Origin of the sequence: Vibrio sp. Y42_MX_L11 (assembly GCF_024181785.1) — a bacterium.
In the GTDB taxonomy this organism is placed as follows: domain Bacteria; phylum Pseudomonadota; class Gammaproteobacteria; order Enterobacterales; family Vibrionaceae; genus Vibrio; species Vibrio diabolicus.
The window spans coordinates 20,259-36,751 of record NZ_JAMZAP010000003.1 but is presented as its reverse complement, the minus strand read 5'-3'; the positions used below and the strand labels follow the sequence as shown (position 1 = coordinate 36,751).

Here is a 16,493-nt window from a genome sequence, read left to right as displayed (position 1 = left end):
TTTTATTGCTCGGCCCTTGTCACTATTCGTTTCTGCTTCGCTTTCGTATATTATTTGCCACAAATTCTGCAAACGAGATCCCACATTGCATCCTAATGTTTACATCCCAGACGCGTTTCTGGAAAAAATCCAAACTATCCTTCCTGCTAACCTCAACATGGAAGACTTTATCGCATCGTGCCAAAAGCCACTGCGCAAAAGTATTCGTATTAATACGTTGAAGATCAGCGTTGAAGCGTTTCTAGAACGTGCAGACGCAAAAGGCTGGAAGCTTTCCCCTGTGCCTTGGTGTGACACAGGGTTTTGGATTGAAGCGGACGAGTCAGTTGTACCATTAGGCAACACCGCAGAGCACATGTCAGGCTTATTCTACATTCAAGAAGCCAGTTCAATGATGCCAGTATCTGCGCTGTTTATGAATGACGAATCGTACGATGCCGTGTTAGATACAGCAGCTGCACCAGGATCAAAGACCACTCAAATCGCGGCTTTAATGAACAATGAAGGCGTTCTCGTGGCCAATGAATATGCCGCAAGTCGTGTAAAAGTGCTGCATGCCAACGTGGAACGTTGTGGTGTACGTAACGCCGCACTAAGTAACTTCGATGGGCGCGTTTTTGGTGGTTGGCTACCAGAACAATTTGATGCGGTTCTGCTCGACGCGCCCTGCTCCGGCGAAGGCACCGTTCGCAAAGACGAAGATGCAATGAAAAACTGGACGCAAGCTTCCGTGCTCGACATCGCTGACACACAGAAAGATCTTATTGAAAGCGCCTTCCATGCACTAAAGCCCGGTGGTGTGATGGTTTACTCAACGTGCACACTCAGTACCGAAGAAAACCAACAAGTTTGTCATCACTTGAAAGAAACCTTTGGTGATGCCGTTGAGTTTGAAAGCCTTGAAAACTTGTTTGAAGATGCAAATGCAGCCCTGACTGAAGAAGGTTTTTTGCATATTTTTCCACAGGTCTACGACTGCGAAGGATTCTTTGTCGCAAGAATTCGTAAACTGGCAGCTGTTGAACCACCAAAGGTCAAAAAGCGCATGGGCAAGTTCCCGTTTACCAAAGCATCGAAAAAAGAATCGGTTGAAATTGCCCAACAGCTGCAAAGTGCGTTAGGTATTGAACTTCCGAATGAAAGTTCTGTATGGCTTCGCGATAAAGATGTCTGGTTGTTCCCTAATGCTTTAGAGCCAATGATCGGCGAATTACGCTTCTCCCGGATGGGTATAAAGATCGCGGAAGCCCATAAAAATGGCTACCGTTGGCAGCATCAGGTGGCAACGGCATTAGCGACGGGCTCTGAGGCAAACGCCATCGAGCTAACCATTGAAGAAGCGCGCGAATGGTACATGGGGCGTGATGTTCGCCCACAAACGATTCCTGAGGGAATGAAAACAGGTAAAGGCGAAGTACTTGTCACCTATCAAGGCGCAGTCATTGGCCTTGGAAAGTGGGTAAGCAACAGAATAAAGAATGGTCTTCCTCGCGAATTAGTACGAGATAAGAACTTATTTTAAAGAAGTAACGAATCATAAATAAATGAAAAGCCATCGTATTTGCGATGGCTTTTTAATTCGTAAGTATGAAAGCAACTGGGCTCGCTAGCGATCCGGATACGCTGTACTAAACTAGTTGTATCAAAGTAATGCTTTGATATGGCATTTCTCTCTATGTTCACCAACAAAATTATTGTTGGAAAAAGTTTAGCGCAGGCTCTGCGGAGCCGTTTCCCCTAGGCCCAAAAAAAGGAAAAGTTTGGGCCGTTTTTTTGGCTGCCGATCCGCTATACGTGAGTTTGGGCTACGCCAGACGAATACCGTCTTTCTCGATAACAATCTTGCCCTGCTTGTACAATCCACCAATGGTCTTTTTGTAAGTACCTTTACTTGTACGGAAAGCGTCAAAAATCGCTTCAGGAGAAGACTTATCGTTCAAAGGTAAAAAGCCGCCTTTCTTCTCTAACAGATCAAGAATCTTGCTAGAAAGATCGTCCATTTTTGCCACGCCGACTTTTTGTAGCGCGAGATCGATTTTGCCATCTTCACGAATTTGCTTAATAAAGCCTTTCAGTTTCTTACCGATGTAAAGCTTACCAAACACATCTGATGGGAAAATCATGCCCCAATGCTTTCCGTTAACAATCGCTTTGTAGCCAAGTTGACTGCGCTCTGCGATGATCAAATCAACTTGTTCGTTAACTTCATAATTCGCCGGAGTTTTGTCTAACCATTTGTTGAACTTAGTCGTACCAACAATGCGGCCTGACGCTTTGTCAGTATAAACATAGACAAGAATAGTTTGTCCCGCAGAGAAGCGAGTGCGTTGCTCACTAAAAGGAATAAGTAAATCCTTCTCTTTGATGCCCCAATTTACAAAAGCACCTGTCGCGTTGACGCCCTCAATCTTCATTAAGCCCCATTCACCCACTTGGGCAATAGGTCTTTCAATGGTCGCAGCAAGCTGGCTTTCTGAATCGAAGTACAAAAATACGTCTACATGATCACCAATTTCAGTACCCTCTGGTACATACTTATTAGGCAGTAGAACAGAACCGTAATCATCACCATCCAGAAATACGCCAAAATCAGCCTTTTTAATGACTTCTAAGCTGTTAATTTGACCAATTTTAATCATTGATTTTGTCTCTTTTTAAATTTACGTGGAATTATACCTAAACTAACAAGAAAATCAGAGAGAAAAGCATAGTGCTCTGTTATGCTGTTGTCGTTCAGCTATATGCCCCAGTCACTCTTTTAGCACTTTTATGCTTACCTGCTCAACAGTACGCATAAGTTAAGAATGCTTTAACAAAGTCAGGAGCTTTCTTTGGTCACCGTCGATAAACAAGACTCAATAACATTAAAAATCAGTCATGCACTCGCAAAGAGCAAAAGTGTCGACCTAGATATTTACTTTTTTATACCTGGTGAGCTTGGTTTAAACGCCGACATCATCAGTGAATCCGAATTTTATTACACTTCAATCACACAGCAACGCTCTTATTACAGTACTGAAATCCTTCTACCGCTAGTACACAGTCGACTTGCCAAACGTGGACGCCTGTCGAATCAACAATACCGAGTAAGTTTGAGTTTGTTCGCGTACCAATACGTTATCGCGCTAGACAAAGCGGTAGCAAGTTTAAACAAGCATCAGAACAACTCCGTAACGGAAGATGAAGTAGACGAAGTTATCGAGCTCACGCTTGAGATCTTAAAGCGCTTGCGACGTTCTATTCCTTATGAAGAGAACTTAAAACGGTACTACGTTAACATCGATAACTATCTGTCTTGGTATACCGAGCAAAAGTTTTTATCTCTAGTGGCTCATCTCCCGCGTGAAGGCGATTATGGCACGATTAAGAAACGCTTGATCACGCTCTGTGAAAAAGAGCAAGCCCATCGAAAACTCAACAAGTACAACTCTCCAAGAGTCGTTGAAGACGTTACTCGCCTATCTAACAAAATGCGCTTGCTAAGACGCTTGATTGAACACCCTATCGTGCTTCGTGAAGAAACCATATCAATGGGTAACAACATCAAGCGTGCTATCAAAGGTATTGCTACTGGCTTGGTGATGGTTGTCGTGACCTCAACCGTGATTCTCGCTCGCGATTACCTTGGGGAAATTTCCGCGTCCTTCATTATCGCGATGTCATTTATTTATGCTCTACGAGAAATCTTTAAAGATGATTTGCGCGATGCGATGTGGCGATGGATCCGTAAAGGCAAGCCAAAGTGGCGTAAGAAGTATGTTGATCCAACAACGAAAAAAGTGGTCGGCAGAAAATTAGAGTGGCTCGATTATCGTACGTTAAGTAGCTTGCCAGATAAGATTCAAAGAATACGTAAGAAGCGCGTCGTGCAGCGCGAAGAGCAGATACTTCATTATCACGAGAAAACCGAAATGGCGACCTCTCTATTCTTGAGTGGTTATGAGCAAACAAGAGAAACACTGAACATCAGTTTGCGCCCTATCATCCGCTTGATGGATAAAAGTTCAAACCGAGTTTACCGTTTAAATGAAGGGCAAGTGACCAAAGAGTCGGTAGAGAAACGTCATTTGCTCAATGTGATTGTCAAAGAGGACAACCACACCGATGAGCCTGTTTATTACCGTTGGAAAGTGGTCTTAAACCGCTCCAAAATCGTCTCGATTGAGCAGATTGAACTCAATTAAAGCGATATTCTTTAAAACAGCAAACCACTAAGCAGCCTCTTTTCCTTGTTGGGCTGCTTTTTTTATCGAAAGAGTCAACGAGAATTCAGCCATAGGTTCGTCACCATGTAAGCTAGGACACAATGCGACGATTTTTACATCGCGATTCACTCGTTCACCCGTTGCCAACGTATGATCGAGCATCTCATCAATAACATCACCATCGTTACACACAAAGTGTACATCCGCTTCCGGACGTTTTAAAAACTCGGCTTTGACGCCTTTAAATGCTAAAGAGATCGCTTCTCCTTTTTCTTGCGCCTTGCTCATAGCAAGAAAACCACCAGCTACATCCGCCCCAACAGCTAAAGCGCCGAAATACATGCTATTCAAATGGTTCTTTGTTCTTCTTCGCAAAGGGATTCGAACCTCAACGTGCTCGCTATCTATCGCAATGATCTTAGGGTGACAAAGCCAAATCAGAGGCACTTTAGAAAAGCCGAATAGATTTAGATACAAATTTGCACGACGTACAGCTGATAACATTTTGGTCTCCTTACCAATCTAGTCAGACCAGTTAATCAACGAAAGAAATAGATGTCAAAGAAATGTTAACAAAAGCTCGATCTCACGAGTTATTTAGCCACCATTTTAGTGACATTGTCACACAGATAAACATGAGGTTTGCCGCAGTTATCTTGATTGCCGAACGGTGAGATAGATGAAATGGTTATAAATTCAAATGTATATATATTGATTTAATGATCAAGTTTTGTCATTTATACATAAGTCATTTAAATGAATACCTACACCTTTGTATACAATTCGGTATTTCCTGGCGAAGATTCCCGTGAAACGGTTTATTCCTGCCTGTAATTCCGTTATCTTTACCCCTTCGCAATAGAGAATAAAGCTATAACATGCCTATAAAAACAGATGAATTGAGAACCCAACCTTTGGGTCCAATGCCTACCCCAGCAGAGCTAGGTAGTGTACATCCTATTACGGATGACGTTGCAGACCGTATCGCTCAATCTCGTCGTCAGATTGAAAACATTTTATCGGGTGAAGACGATCGCCTTCTTGCGATTGTAGGTCCGTGTTCTGTTCACGACACTGAAGCTGCCATTGATTACGCCACTCGCCTGAGTGAAATCCAAGACAAGTACAAAGACGAATTGTTTATCGTGATGCGTACTTACTTTGAAAAGCCTCGTACAGTAGTTGGTTGGAAAGGTTTAATTACTGACCCTAACCTAGATGGCTCTTACGCGCTTGAAGCTGGTCTCCATAAAGCACGTAAACTACTACTGGATATCAACAAGCTTGGTCTTGCGACTGCTACTGAGTTTCTTGATATGATTACTGGTCAATACATAGCGGATTTGATCACGTGGGGCGCGATCGGTGCTCGTACAACAGAATCGCAAATTCACCGTGAAATGGCATCGGCGCTGTCTTGCCCAGTTGGTTTCAAAAATGGCACAAATGGCAACGTAAAAATTGCAATTGATGCAATTCGCGCATCGAAAGCCTCGCATTACTTCTACTCTCCAGATAAGAATGGCCGCATGACGGTTTATCGTACAAGTGGTAACCCATATGGTCATATTATTTTACGCGGCGGAGAGAAAGGCCCTAACTTTGATGAAGCGTCAGTAAAACAAGCGTGTGATGCTCTAGCCGAGTTTGGCTTGCCACAACGTTTGGTTGTGGATTTCAGCCACGCAAACTGTCAGAAGCAGCACAGAAAACAAATCGACGTTGCTCAAGACATTTGTAACCAAATTAAGTCAGGCAGTACTCGTATTGCGGGTATCATGGCTGAAAGCTTTATTCTTGAAGGCAATCAGCCAATGACTGACATCAACAACCTAACGTATGGTCAATCTATTACAGACCCATGCCTAGGCTGGGAAGATACTGCTACAATGCTAGATATGCTGGCAAACGCCGTTAAATCCCGAAAGTCCCTATAACAAAATAATCAAGGAATCTTCATGCCATCGTTTGATATTGTTTCTGAAATCGATACGGTTGAACTACGTAACGCCGTTGATAATGCTAACCGTGAATTGTCTACTCGTTTCGATTTCCGCAACGTTAATGCGAGCTTTGAGCTAGTAGAAGAAAACGTAAAAATGTCTGCGGAAGGTGACTTCCAACTTAAGCAAATGCGCGATATTTTACGTGGCCACTTGGCAAAGCGTAATATTGATGCAAACGCAATGGATGCACAGGACCCAGATGTAACTGGTAAGAACTGGCACCAAACTCTGCTTTTCCGCCAAGGTATCGATACACCAACAGCCAAAAAAGTAGTGAAACTTATCAAAGACGCAAAGTTAAAAGTACAAGCCTCTATTCAAGGCGACAAGGTACGTGTTACTGGTAAGAAACGTGATGACCTGCAAGCGACAATGGCAGTGATTCGTGAAGCAGAGATGGGCATACCATTCCAGTTTAACAACTTCCGTGATTAATCTGTCTGAGAAGTAACTTAGTTTAAAAACGCCAGCGCATAGTTCGCTGGCGTTTTTGTTGGCCTTTTAATCGAGCAAGCCAAGTGCCCACTTTTTAACGTGGTTATATCACCAAGTCCTGCCCTTGCAGCAATAAGAACTCGCTCGTCCCTTTAGGGATAAACACGCAAACTCGAAGCTTTTCAGATTTAGCCTTGGTCAACATATCAGAGAGTTCAGCTGCGCTGGAGAAAGCTTCTCGCTCTGCATCTCTTCGTATTAGCTCTAACACGTTCGCTTCGCATCGAGTTGAGTAAAGTGCTAGCTCGGCTTGTTGCATGTAGCGCACGGCCTTAATTGGCAACATCTCAACGTCTTTCCCTACCTGTATCCAAGTACAACTTCCCTTTTCATCCAAAGGTGTTGCCATGGTCGCTTGGTAAATCGTTTCTAACTCTCTATTATCTCGCGCGTTTTCAACCTCAGGATTCGAGAAGAATTGCTCCCAAAACTTACGACGTAAATCGACACTAGGTAGTGCTTCTTTAATCGAATTACGCTTTGAGTTAGCAAAGTCCGCCATCAACCCCATGTTTTGTGGCAGTATCGATTCAAGCTTTTCACGGACGTTTCGAATTAAAACTGGTGAGGCGCCGCCACTAGAAATAGCAATTTGTATGCGGCCACGATTGATCATAGAGGGCGTAATGAAATCACAATAAGGCTTATCATCAACAACGTTCACTAGGATGCCTAATTCTTTCGCATCTTTATACACTTGGTGATTTAGCTCAGGATTATCTGTCGTGGCCCACACTTGAACAAAGTTTTTAGTGACAATGTCACTTGAATAGAAACGTTGTATCCAACGCACTTGATGCTCTGCAGCAAGCTTAGAGAGAAAATCGACCAACGTTGGAGAAACGATAGTGACATCCGCCCCTGCCTTTAGCAAAGCTTCCACCTTTCTGCTTGCCACTTCACCGCCGCCTACGACAAGAACGGGTTTATTGATTAAATCTAAGAACAGAGGAAAATATCGCATTTCAATCCATGATTACTCTAATTAGCTGTTGCAGACCATGCTACCAAAAATGGGGCAAGCTCATCACCCTGTTTCGGTATCACAAATAATTTTTGTTCGAATTTTTACTGAACTTCACCAAGCTCAGCTAATGACAGTTTTAATAACAACTTTTTATTCTCTTGTATTGTTCACTCTTCTATTGATTGTTCTGATGCACCAAATTGTCCATGATTTGCACTATTTACAAACAATTAACATTTCGTCATTCTAAATCTCAAGGCGCTTTGTAAGTTCTCTCAAAACTTCATTTAAATTATATATTTGAGAATTAACAGATCCTTTCCTACGCTTATAACTGGTTGATCTATCGAATACCGTTTCTTCGAAAATCAATCACGTAGGACGATAACTCTAACGAATTGGACACGTTATTTCAGGTCACTCCTGATTAAACATGGATCATACAGGAAGGATACAAATGGCAAATAAACTCACAGTTCTTGCTTCCGTCGTAGCGGCTTCTACTGCGATGATGGCAACATCAGCTCAAGCAGCAGACACTACTCTGGACAAAGTCACAAAACAAGGTTTTCTTACTTGTGGCGTAAGTACCGGTCTACCTGGTTTCTCTAACCCTAACTCAAAAGGTGAATGGGAAGGTATCGACGTAGAATATTGCCAAGCACTGGCTGCAGCCGTTCTTGGGGATAAAACGAAAGTTAAATATGTACCCCTAACCGCGAAAGAACGTTTCACTGCGCTTCAATCAGGTGAGATTGATGTGCTTTCTCGTAACACCACCTGGACACTGCATCGTGATACTGCACTTGGCCTAAACTTCGTAGGGGTAAACTACTACGATGGCCAGGGCTTCATGGTGAAGAAAGATCTTGGCATCTCAAGCGCAAAAGAGCTTGATGGTGCATCAGTTTGCGTACAGTCCGGTACAACAACTGAGCTGAACCTTGCTGACTACTTCCGTAACAGCGGTATGTCATACAAGCCGGTCGTATTCGATACGGCAGCCCAAACATCAAAAGGTTTCGATGCAGGACGTTGTGATGTGTTAACGACTGACCAATCTGGTCTTTATGCATTGCGTCTAAACCTGAAAGATCCCTCTTCTGCAGCCGTTCTTCCGGAAATCATTTCCAAAGAACCACTAGGTCCCGTCGTTCGTCAAGGTGATGACCAATGGTTCAACATTGCGAAGTGGACATTATCAGCAATGATTAACGCCGAAGAGTATGGTATTAGTTCGAAAAATGCGGATGAAATGCTGAAATCGAAAGATCCAAACATCAAACGTATTCTTGGTGTTGACGGTCCGAAAGGCAAAGGTTTGGGTATTCGTGATGATTGGGGCTACCAAGTTATCAAGCAAGTCGGTAACTATGGTGAAAGCTTCGAACGCACAGTCGGTACTGGTTCGCCGTTAGAAATTTCTCGTGGCGTTAATGCGCTATGGAATGCAGGCGGCTTTATGTACGCGCCACCAATCCGATAGAACGAGTTAATCAGGGCGGTTCATGCCGCCCTTTTTCTTGATTTTATCCATCTGTATGAGTAAGGACCGCTCATTGAATGGCAAGAAGTATTCGCTTAGATAGGCTATTTCAACTCGAATATCGCCGTTTAGCTCTGGTGAAAACATGCTTCGACCAGCAAGGACGTGACTATTTATACAGGCAGATATCTATAACTAAGGTTTGAGGTTATCGCTGTATGAAACCGACAAAAGATGCATCGCCAAGTACGATGTCCAAACCGAGCGGAAGCAAGAGCTTGATTTATAATCCCGCCTTTCGTTCTGCTATTTTCCAGATCATTGCCATAGCTGCACTGGTATTTTTCTTTTACACGATTATTAACAACGCACTGAATAACTTAGATGCTCGTGGGATCGCTACGGGTTTCGGTTTTTTAAATCAAGAAGCCGGGTTTGGTATCGGGCTGACGCTAATTGAATACGATGAAACGTACTCTTACGGCAGAACGTTTATTATTGGCCTTCTAAATACGGCGCTGGTCTCCGTATTAGGTATTATTCTGGCTACCGTGATTGGTTTTACCATGGGGGTCGCTCGCCTTTCTTCTAACTGGTTAGTGAGTCGCTTGGCTGCTGTTTATATCGAAACGTTCCGAAATATCCCACTTCTTCTACAAATATTTTTCTGGTATTTCGCTGTTCTTCAAGCATTACCCTCACCTCGTCAAAGCTTGAGCCTTGGCGAAGCCATCTTCTTGAATGTTCGTGGTTTATATTTTCCAGCACCAGAAATGGAGCCAGGCAGTGGCTTTGTTATTGCTGCATTAATCTTCGGGGTGATCGCCAGCTTGTTGATTAATGTATGGGCGAATAACAAGCAACGCCTAACTGGGCAACAAACGCCAATGGGAAGAATAGCTTTAGGCTTAGTCGTTGGCCTTCCGCTGATTGTCTACTTCCTTGCTGGTATGCCAATTTCACTAAATTATCCTGAACTGAAAGGGTTTAACTTCCAAGGTGGTATTAGCATTATTCCTGAACTTGCCGCACTACTTTTGGCATTGAGCGTTTATACCGCCTCCTTCATTGCCGAAATTGTACGTTCTGGTATTAATGCTGTTAGCCATGGTCAAACGGAAGCGGCGATGTCGCTGGGCTTACCACGCGCGAAAACTTTAAAGCTTGTTGTCATTCCGCAAGCATTACGAATTATTATTCCACCTTTAACCAGTCAATATCTCAACCTCACCAAAAACTCATCGTTAGCGATGGCGATTGGTTACCCAGATCTTGTCTCTGTCTTTGCTGGTACTACCCTAAACCAAACGGGGCAAGCGATTGAGATCATTGCGATGACGATGGGCGTGTACTTAACCTTAAGTTTGATTACGTCTGCATTAATGAACTTGTATAACCGTAAAGTCGCGCTGGTGGAGAGATAATATGAGTACTCATCAATTTCAACCGGATCTCCCGCCACCAGCCAATACCGTCGGCTTTGTTGGTTGGATGCGGAAAAACCTATTTAATGGACCTGTCAACTCCATTGTTACCGTAATTCTTGCTTATCTTGTCTTTAGTGCAATTTGGCATATCGTTGATTGGGCGTTTATCAACGCGGACTGGATTGGTTCGACGCGTGACGATTGCAGCCGAGAAGGTGCTTGCTGGGTATTTATCAGCGTGCGCTGGGAGCAGTTCATGTACGGTTTCTATCCTGAGTCTGAACTGTGGCGCCCTCGCCTTTTCTATATCACATTGGCTATATTTACTGTGTTGCTAGCATATGAAAAGACACCGAAACGGATTTGGATTTGGCTTTTCTTCGTAAACATCTACCCATTCATTATCGCTGGGCTGTTATACGGTGGGATATTTGGGCTAGAAGTGGTCGATACACACAAATGGGGTGGATTACTCGTTACGCTCATTATTGCGCTAGTCGGTATTGTCGTTTCATTACCTATTGGTGTGGTACTCGCGCTCGGTAGACGTTCAGAGATGCCCATCATTCGCAGTATTTGTACCGTCTATATTGAAGTTTGGCGTGGTGTGCCACTGATTACCGTTCTGTTCATGGCTTCCGTTATGCTGCCTTTGTTTATGTCCGAAGGGTCCGAGACAGACAAACTTATTCGCGCTCTTATTGGTGTAGTGATGTTTGCCTCGGCTTATATGGCAGAAGTGGTACGGGGTGGCTTACAAGCGATTCCAAAAGGCCAATATGAGGCTGCCGACGCACTTGGGTTAAGTTACTGGAAAAAAACAGGGCTTATTATCTTGCCGCAAGCGCTGAAGATTACGATCCCTTCTATCGTGAACACGTTTATCGGATTGTTTAAAGACACCAGTTTGGTTCTTATCATTGGTATGTTTGACGTCCTAGGTATAGGACAAGCAGCAAACACCGACCCTGACTGGCTAGGCTTTGCTACTGAAAGTTATGTATTTGTCGCGTTAGTGTTTTGGGTATTTTGTTTTGGCATGTCGCGTTATTCGATATGGCTTGAAAACAAACTTCATACCGGTCACAAACGATAACTCATCAAGCTCAAGGACGTATTATGACGCAACAACAAGACTATATGATCCAATTGAAGGACATGAATAAATGGTATGGTGAGTTTCACGTACTAAAAAATATTAACCTCGATGTTAAGCGCGGGGAAAAAATCGTAATCTGTGGCCCATCAGGGTCAGGAAAATCAACGATGATTCGCTGTATTAACCGCCTCGAAGAGCACCAAGCTGGTAGCATCTATGTTTCCGGTACGGAGTTAACTGAAGATTTAAAAAATATTGAAGCTGTGCGCCGTGAAGTGGGCATGTGCTTTCAGCACTTTAATCTCTTCCCTCATTTAACTGTACTGGAAAACTGTACGCTCGCGCCTATTTGGGTGAAGAAGATGCCTAAAGATGAGGCAGAAGCGGTCGCGATGAAATATCTGGAACGCGTTAAAATTCCGGACCAAGCAGAGAAATATCCTGGCCAGTTGTCTGGTGGTCAGCAACAACGCGTGGCGATTGCCCGTTCATTGTGTATGAACCCTAAAGTTATGCTTTTTGATGAACCAACATCAGCGCTTGATCCGGAGATGGTTCGCGAAGTGTTGGATGTAATGGTCGAGCTCGCCGAGGAAGGCATGACCATGCTCTGTGTGACACATGAAATGGGGTTTGCGAAAGAGGTTGCCGATCGTGTGATATTTATGGACGCAGGAGAGATCATCGAAGAGAACAACCCTGTTGATTTCTTTGAAAACCCTCAATCAGATCGAACTCAAAATTTCCTAGCGCAAATCTTACATCACTAAGATCTTTTCCAACTGGCATAATAAAAGCACTGATTTCAATGAAGTCGGTGCTTTTTGTTACTAAATTCAAAGTTCTGTGTGACAATCACTATGACTTTGCTCCGCAGTAATATTGTGTTACAAGTTGCCAAATACATAACATCTTATTTCTATTATTATTTTATCTAAGTTACGCATGGTTAGGGCTTGATTTTTTGAACTTTCAGCCCCATAAATGTACCAATAGTAAACTCCCTTACTGAGGATAATTATGAACAGTCCAATGTTTACTCGTTCAACAAGTGTTCCTAACACACTTGAAACTAACAAAGTACTGAAAAACACTTACTTCCTACTGTCGATGACACTGATGACCAGTGCGATCGCAGCAGTAGCAACAATGGCAATGCAAATTTCACCAATCATGGCGATCGTGATGCAAATTGCAGCGATTGGTATTTTGTTCTTTGTCATGCCAAAAGCAATCAACTCATCATCTGGTATCGTTTGGACATTTGTTTTCACAACTCTAATGGGTGGTGCTTTAGGTCCAATGCTTAACTACTACGCATCGATTCCAAACGGTCCAACGATCATTGCTCAAGCTCTAGGGTTGACTGGCATGGTGTTTCTAGGCCTATCGGCTTACACCATTTCGAGCAAGAAAGATTTCTCTTTCATGCGTAACTTCCTGATGGCAGGTTTGATCATTGTTATCGTGGCGATGCTGATTAACATTTTCGTTGGTTCAACAATGGCCCAACTAGTAATAAGCAGCGTCTCTGCACTAGTGTTCTCTGGTTTCATCTTGTTTGATACAAGCCGTATCGTTCGCGGCGAAGAAACTAACTACATTAGTGCGACAATTTCGATGTACCTAAACATCCTTAACTTGTTCACTAGCCTACTAAGCATTCTAGGTATTATGAACGACGATTAATCGTTCGCTCTAAGGTGAATACTAAAAGCCCGAAGGTAATTCCTTCGGGCTTTTTCTTTGTCAGTGGTTACGTACATTACGCCTGTTCGACTGCTAACTCGATAACTTCATCAGCCTCAGGGTTTTCTCTAAAACGTCTCACTTTAATCGTATCTTCACCCAACATGATTTGCTTGGCGATTCGATGCATACCATCAAAAACGCGGTAATCATTGGTTAAAATTACGGGATACGACAAATCGGCATTGTTGATGCGTTGGCAATGCTTCGCGATCTCACGACAGGTTGGCTGTGGTCCATCATCACTAAACCAGGTCACTTCATTAGGGCCTTTGATATCATCAATAGCAATTTCTTCTACAGGTAGGGACTCCGCGAGCTCCCAAATACGCTCGATAGACCAAATGGATTTTACGTTGTCATTTATTTCAATGTAACGTTGTTTCGACATGACTAACTCCTTGTCATCGTTATTGTTTACAACCTGAATGCAGGTTGCTTATCAACCAAGAGAATATCGGTCTATAAGAGCAAACACAACGTCGTAAGCTATTCATTTACAGATAAAATTCCATATTCAGACAAGTAGCCAAGAAAAAAACAAAACAAAAATGAATAAGCCTGGATATCCATGCAATTTTATTGTTACTCACCCCGAAAATTTTCTAACAAACTGAATAGTTTCCTATTTATTTGAATAAAAGAGCATTTATATCAAAGCACCTGGCTCAGTCAAAAAGCACTCATCATTTTGTACGCTTTTGCTTCGCTCGATACGACTTCGAGATTCTTTTGTTGAGAACATCCTCACCTGTCGCTAATCTATAAACATCCATGTTTACTTGACGGATAAAACGTTATGTTCGTTTACAACGGCAAAGAAATTGAAACGGATGCTCAAGGCTACTTATTGGATCATACTCAATGGGAAGAAGGTATGATTGAGCTTTTAGCAAAAGAAGAAGACATCGAGCTTACGGATGCTCATTTGGAAGTTGTGCATTTTGTGCGAGACTTTTATGAAGAGTTTAATACCTCCCCTGCAGTGCGTATGCTTGTGAAAGCAATGGAAAAAGCGCACGGCCCAGAAAAAGGTAACAGTAAGTATCTATTCAAGCTGTTTAAAAAGGGACCAGCCAAACAAGCAACCAAATTAGCCGGCCTACCAAAGCCAGCTAAATGCTTGTAGATTCATAAAATTTTAAAACCGCGTAACGGCTTATACGACGCAGGCTCCTGCATCACATGCTCTACTGTTGCCGTTCGCGGTCCTTCTTGTAACCATTCCGAAAACGCAACTATTTGCGCGTCTGTTCCACACGCCATCACTTCGACATCACCATTGTTTAGGTTCTTCGCATAACCTGTTAACCCTAGCTTCAATCCTTGATGGGAAGTATGGTAACGAAAGCCGACGCCTTGAACATGACCTTTTACTATAAATCTCTCACACTTTACGTTCATCTTTGTACCGCTTCTTTTTACTGAGTGATATATTCTTTTCGTCTATTCACCCCACTAAGGATAGTGGGTTTTTGCACGGTTATTATAATTATGAAAGAAATTCCATTCCGCTGGATTGATAAGTATCTCATTCACTTAAAGATTCAAGAAAAGTTCTATTTGCTCTTCGTTCTCCCTCTTCTTGCTTTAGTCATTCTCACTCTCGTCCTTAATAGCGCGGCTAATACACTGATCTCAAGTATGTACCAAGAAGAGCTCATGCTTATGAAAGGTCTGATAGAGGCAGGCAACCTTTCTCAATCTCAAGTAGCAAGCCTCATAGCGGGTTCAGAAACCGTTTCTATTGGCTCTGGTCCGCAATCCGTGTCTGTTTTAAATGGTGCGTACAGTTTGGTTGCGAACCATGAACTTTCTTTATGGGCTGCCCTATCAACGACTCAAGTAAGCATTATCTGTGTGAGCTTGTTTATTCTCGCTCTTGGTGTTTACTACATCATGACGTTTATTGGCGGCGCGATGTTCACGATGAACAAAGCATTAAACACTCTTGCGGGTGGCGACTTAACTGCGAGAATGAACTTCTTCCCTGTTCGCGACGAGTTTAGTGAAATTGCTATTACGATAGACAAAGTTGCGGAACGAGAGCAACAAATGGTGCTGTCGATTCAAGAGTCTGTGGCTTTAATGCAACAAATTAGCTCAGATCTGAATCAATCGATTCATCACAGTTCAGATATTTCAGCAACTCAGCAGGAACACCTCAACTCTCTTGCGAGTGCAACGGAACAGATGGCATCAACGATTCGAGAAGTCGCGACACTAGCTCACGATTCAAGCACGCAAACCGATGATGCGCGCAGCGTGGCTCAGTCTGGACAAGTGAAAGTTGAGAATACGCTTCACTCGATTTCGAACCTCTCTAATGAGATTCAATCTGCGTCTCAAGCAGTAGCGGAGTTAGATGCCAATGCCGCACAAATTGATGAAGTCGTGACAACCATTAATGGGATTTCCGAGCAAACTAACCTACTTGCATTGAACGCAGCCATTGAAGCAGCACGTGCTGGTGAGCAAGGTCGTGGATTTGCGGTCGTTGCGGATGAGGTTCGCGCTCTTGCGGGACGCACTCAGCAAGCGACGGTTGAAATCCAAGCGATGATCGAATCATTACAGCGTAACAGTCAATCACTTACTAAACTGATGGAAGTGACTGTCAACAATGCAAATGAGGGACAAAACCTCATGACGGAAGTGAATCACGAAATCGGCTCTTTGGCAGATAAAAATCAAACTATCTCCGACAGTAGCATTCAAATTGCAACAGCGGCTGAAGAACAAGGTGTAGTCGCGGACAATATCGCCTCAAGCGTTGAAGAGATTCGAGTTCAAGCAGATAACGTGTGCAATATGATCAGCACGACTTCACAAAACGTGGATCAACTGCGTAAGCAAAGCGACACCATGGAGTCGCTCCTTACTGGACTTAAAGCGTAGCAACGTAATCTGTTACGACCAGTTCAAATAAAAGGGTTACTTTAGTGACCCTTTTTTGTATTTAAAAGTCACTACAATGTACTGGATTGCCGAGGGATATTGCTTTTACCATTCACATCCCGGACAATACGCCCCTTTCAAAATTCAACAAGAGCTAATGA

At 43.2% G+C, this 16,493-nt stretch carries 17 protein-coding genes; 11 read left to right on the top strand and 6 right to left on the bottom strand.

The annotated features are described in order from the left end of the window. The first annotated feature begins 85 nt into the window (after window positions 1-85). A complete protein-coding gene (gene rsmF / locus NL643_RS03915; protein WP_253643932.1) occupies window positions 86-1,522 on the top strand; it encodes a 16S rRNA (cytosine(1407)-C(5))-methyltransferase RsmF in 1,437 nt (478 codons plus the stop codon). A gap of 283 nt (window positions 1,523-1,805) precedes the next feature. On the opposite strand, the gene NL643_RS03910 is transcribed toward rsmF, so the two are convergent. Beyond that, window positions 1,806-2,639 carry a S1 RNA-binding domain-containing protein gene (locus tag NL643_RS03910; RefSeq protein ID WP_005396561.1) on the bottom strand — a complete coding sequence of 278 codons (834 nt, stop codon included), beginning with the start codon at window positions 2,637-2,639 and terminating at the stop codon, window positions 1,806-1,808. 192 nt (window positions 2,640-2,831) lie between these two features. Here NL643_RS03910 and NL643_RS03905 point away from each other — a divergent pair, with 192 nt between their 5' ends. Then, entirely contained in the window at window positions 2,832-4,184 is a 1,353-nt protein-coding gene (locus NL643_RS03905) for a hypothetical protein (RefSeq protein WP_006743263.1), read from the top strand. Window positions 4,185-4,211: 27 nt separating this feature from the next. Here the strand turns inward: NL643_RS03905 and NL643_RS03900 are convergent, their stop codons facing one another. Beyond that, on the bottom strand, window positions 4,212-4,709 hold the full coding sequence (locus NL643_RS03900; RefSeq protein WP_065646463.1) for a DUF4442 domain-containing protein: 498 nt from the start codon (window positions 4,707-4,709) through the stop codon (window positions 4,212-4,214). Between the two features lie 374 nt (window positions 4,710-5,083). Between NL643_RS03900 and NL643_RS03895 the strand changes: the two genes are divergently transcribed. Beyond that, a complete protein-coding gene (locus NL643_RS03895) occupies window positions 5,084-6,142 on the top strand; it encodes a 3-deoxy-7-phosphoheptulonate synthase (RefSeq protein WP_006743262.1) in 1,059 nt (352 codons plus the stop codon). Between the two features lie 21 nt (window positions 6,143-6,163). Beyond that, the gene (locus NL643_RS03890; RefSeq protein WP_253643931.1) at window positions 6,164-6,646 is read left to right on the top strand and encodes a YajQ family cyclic di-GMP-binding protein; all 483 of its coding nucleotides are present in this window, start codon (window positions 6,164-6,166) and stop codon (window positions 6,644-6,646) included. A 103-nt stretch (window positions 6,647-6,749) separates the two neighbouring features. Here the strand turns inward: NL643_RS03890 and NL643_RS03885 are convergent, their stop codons facing one another. Next, window positions 6,750-7,670, bottom strand: coding sequence for a bifunctional precorrin-2 dehydrogenase/sirohydrochlorin ferrochelatase (locus NL643_RS03885; RefSeq protein WP_253643930.1), 921 nt, complete (start codon window positions 7,668-7,670; stop codon window positions 6,750-6,752). 460 nt (window positions 7,671-8,130) lie between these two features. On the opposite strand from NL643_RS03885, the gene NL643_RS03880 reads away from it, so the two are divergent. After that, window positions 8,131-9,159, top strand: coding sequence for an amino acid ABC transporter substrate-binding protein (locus tag NL643_RS03880; protein ID WP_005396567.1), 1,029 nt, complete (start codon window positions 8,131-8,133; stop codon window positions 9,157-9,159). 6 nt (window positions 9,160-9,165) lie between these two features. Here NL643_RS03880 and NL643_RS03875 read toward each other — a convergent pair whose 3' ends face one another. After that, window positions 9,166-9,306 carry a hypothetical protein gene (locus tag NL643_RS03875; protein ID WP_005396568.1) on the bottom strand — a complete coding sequence of 47 codons (141 nt, stop codon included), beginning with the start codon at window positions 9,304-9,306 and terminating at the stop codon, window positions 9,166-9,168. Between the two features lie 71 nt (window positions 9,307-9,377). On the opposite strand from NL643_RS03875, the gene NL643_RS03870 reads away from it, so the two are divergent. The 4 genes from NL643_RS03870 (at window position 9,378) to NL643_RS03855 (ending at window position 13,374) form a co-directional block, all read left to right on the top strand. After that, window positions 9,378-10,583: an amino acid ABC transporter permease gene (locus NL643_RS03870; RefSeq protein WP_006743259.1), complete on the top strand. Its 1,206-nt coding sequence runs from the start codon at window positions 9,378-9,380 to the stop codon at window positions 10,581-10,583. A gap of 1 nt (window position 10,584) precedes the next feature. Further along, on the top strand, window positions 10,585-11,682 hold the full coding sequence (locus NL643_RS03865) for an amino acid ABC transporter permease (protein ID WP_012841798.1): 1,098 nt from the start codon (window positions 10,585-10,587) through the stop codon (window positions 11,680-11,682). A gap of 23 nt (window positions 11,683-11,705) precedes the next feature. After that, complete coding sequence (locus tag NL643_RS03860) at window positions 11,706-12,455, top strand: amino acid ABC transporter ATP-binding protein (RefSeq protein ID WP_005377400.1); 750 nt, start codon at window positions 11,706-11,708, stop codon at window positions 12,453-12,455. Between the two features lie 250 nt (window positions 12,456-12,705). Continuing rightward, window positions 12,706-13,374 carry a Bax inhibitor-1/YccA family protein gene (locus tag NL643_RS03855; protein WP_046876207.1) on the top strand — a complete coding sequence of 223 codons (669 nt, stop codon included), beginning with the start codon at window positions 12,706-12,708 and terminating at the stop codon, window positions 13,372-13,374. A gap of 76 nt (window positions 13,375-13,450) precedes the next feature. On the opposite strand, the gene NL643_RS03850 is transcribed toward NL643_RS03855, so the two are convergent. After that, window positions 13,451-13,825 carry a hypothetical protein gene (locus NL643_RS03850; RefSeq protein WP_005396572.1) on the bottom strand — a complete coding sequence of 125 codons (375 nt, stop codon included), beginning with the start codon at window positions 13,823-13,825 and terminating at the stop codon, window positions 13,451-13,453. A gap of 408 nt (window positions 13,826-14,233) precedes the next feature. On the opposite strand from NL643_RS03850, the gene NL643_RS03845 reads away from it, so the two are divergent. Then, window positions 14,234-14,563, top strand: coding sequence for a TusE/DsrC/DsvC family sulfur relay protein (locus tag NL643_RS03845; RefSeq protein ID WP_005377396.1), 330 nt, complete (start codon window positions 14,234-14,236; stop codon window positions 14,561-14,563). A gap of 2 nt (window positions 14,564-14,565) precedes the next feature. Here NL643_RS03845 and yccX read toward each other — a convergent pair whose 3' ends face one another. After that, entirely contained in the window at window positions 14,566-14,838 is a 273-nt protein-coding gene (gene yccX / locus NL643_RS03840; protein ID WP_017634611.1) for an acylphosphatase, read from the bottom strand. A gap of 90 nt (window positions 14,839-14,928) precedes the next feature. On the opposite strand from yccX, the gene NL643_RS03835 reads away from it, so the two are divergent. Beyond that, window positions 14,929-16,332, top strand: coding sequence for a methyl-accepting chemotaxis protein (locus NL643_RS03835; RefSeq protein WP_253643929.1), 1,404 nt, complete (start codon window positions 14,929-14,931; stop codon window positions 16,330-16,332). Window positions 16,333-16,493 lie beyond the last annotated feature (161 nt).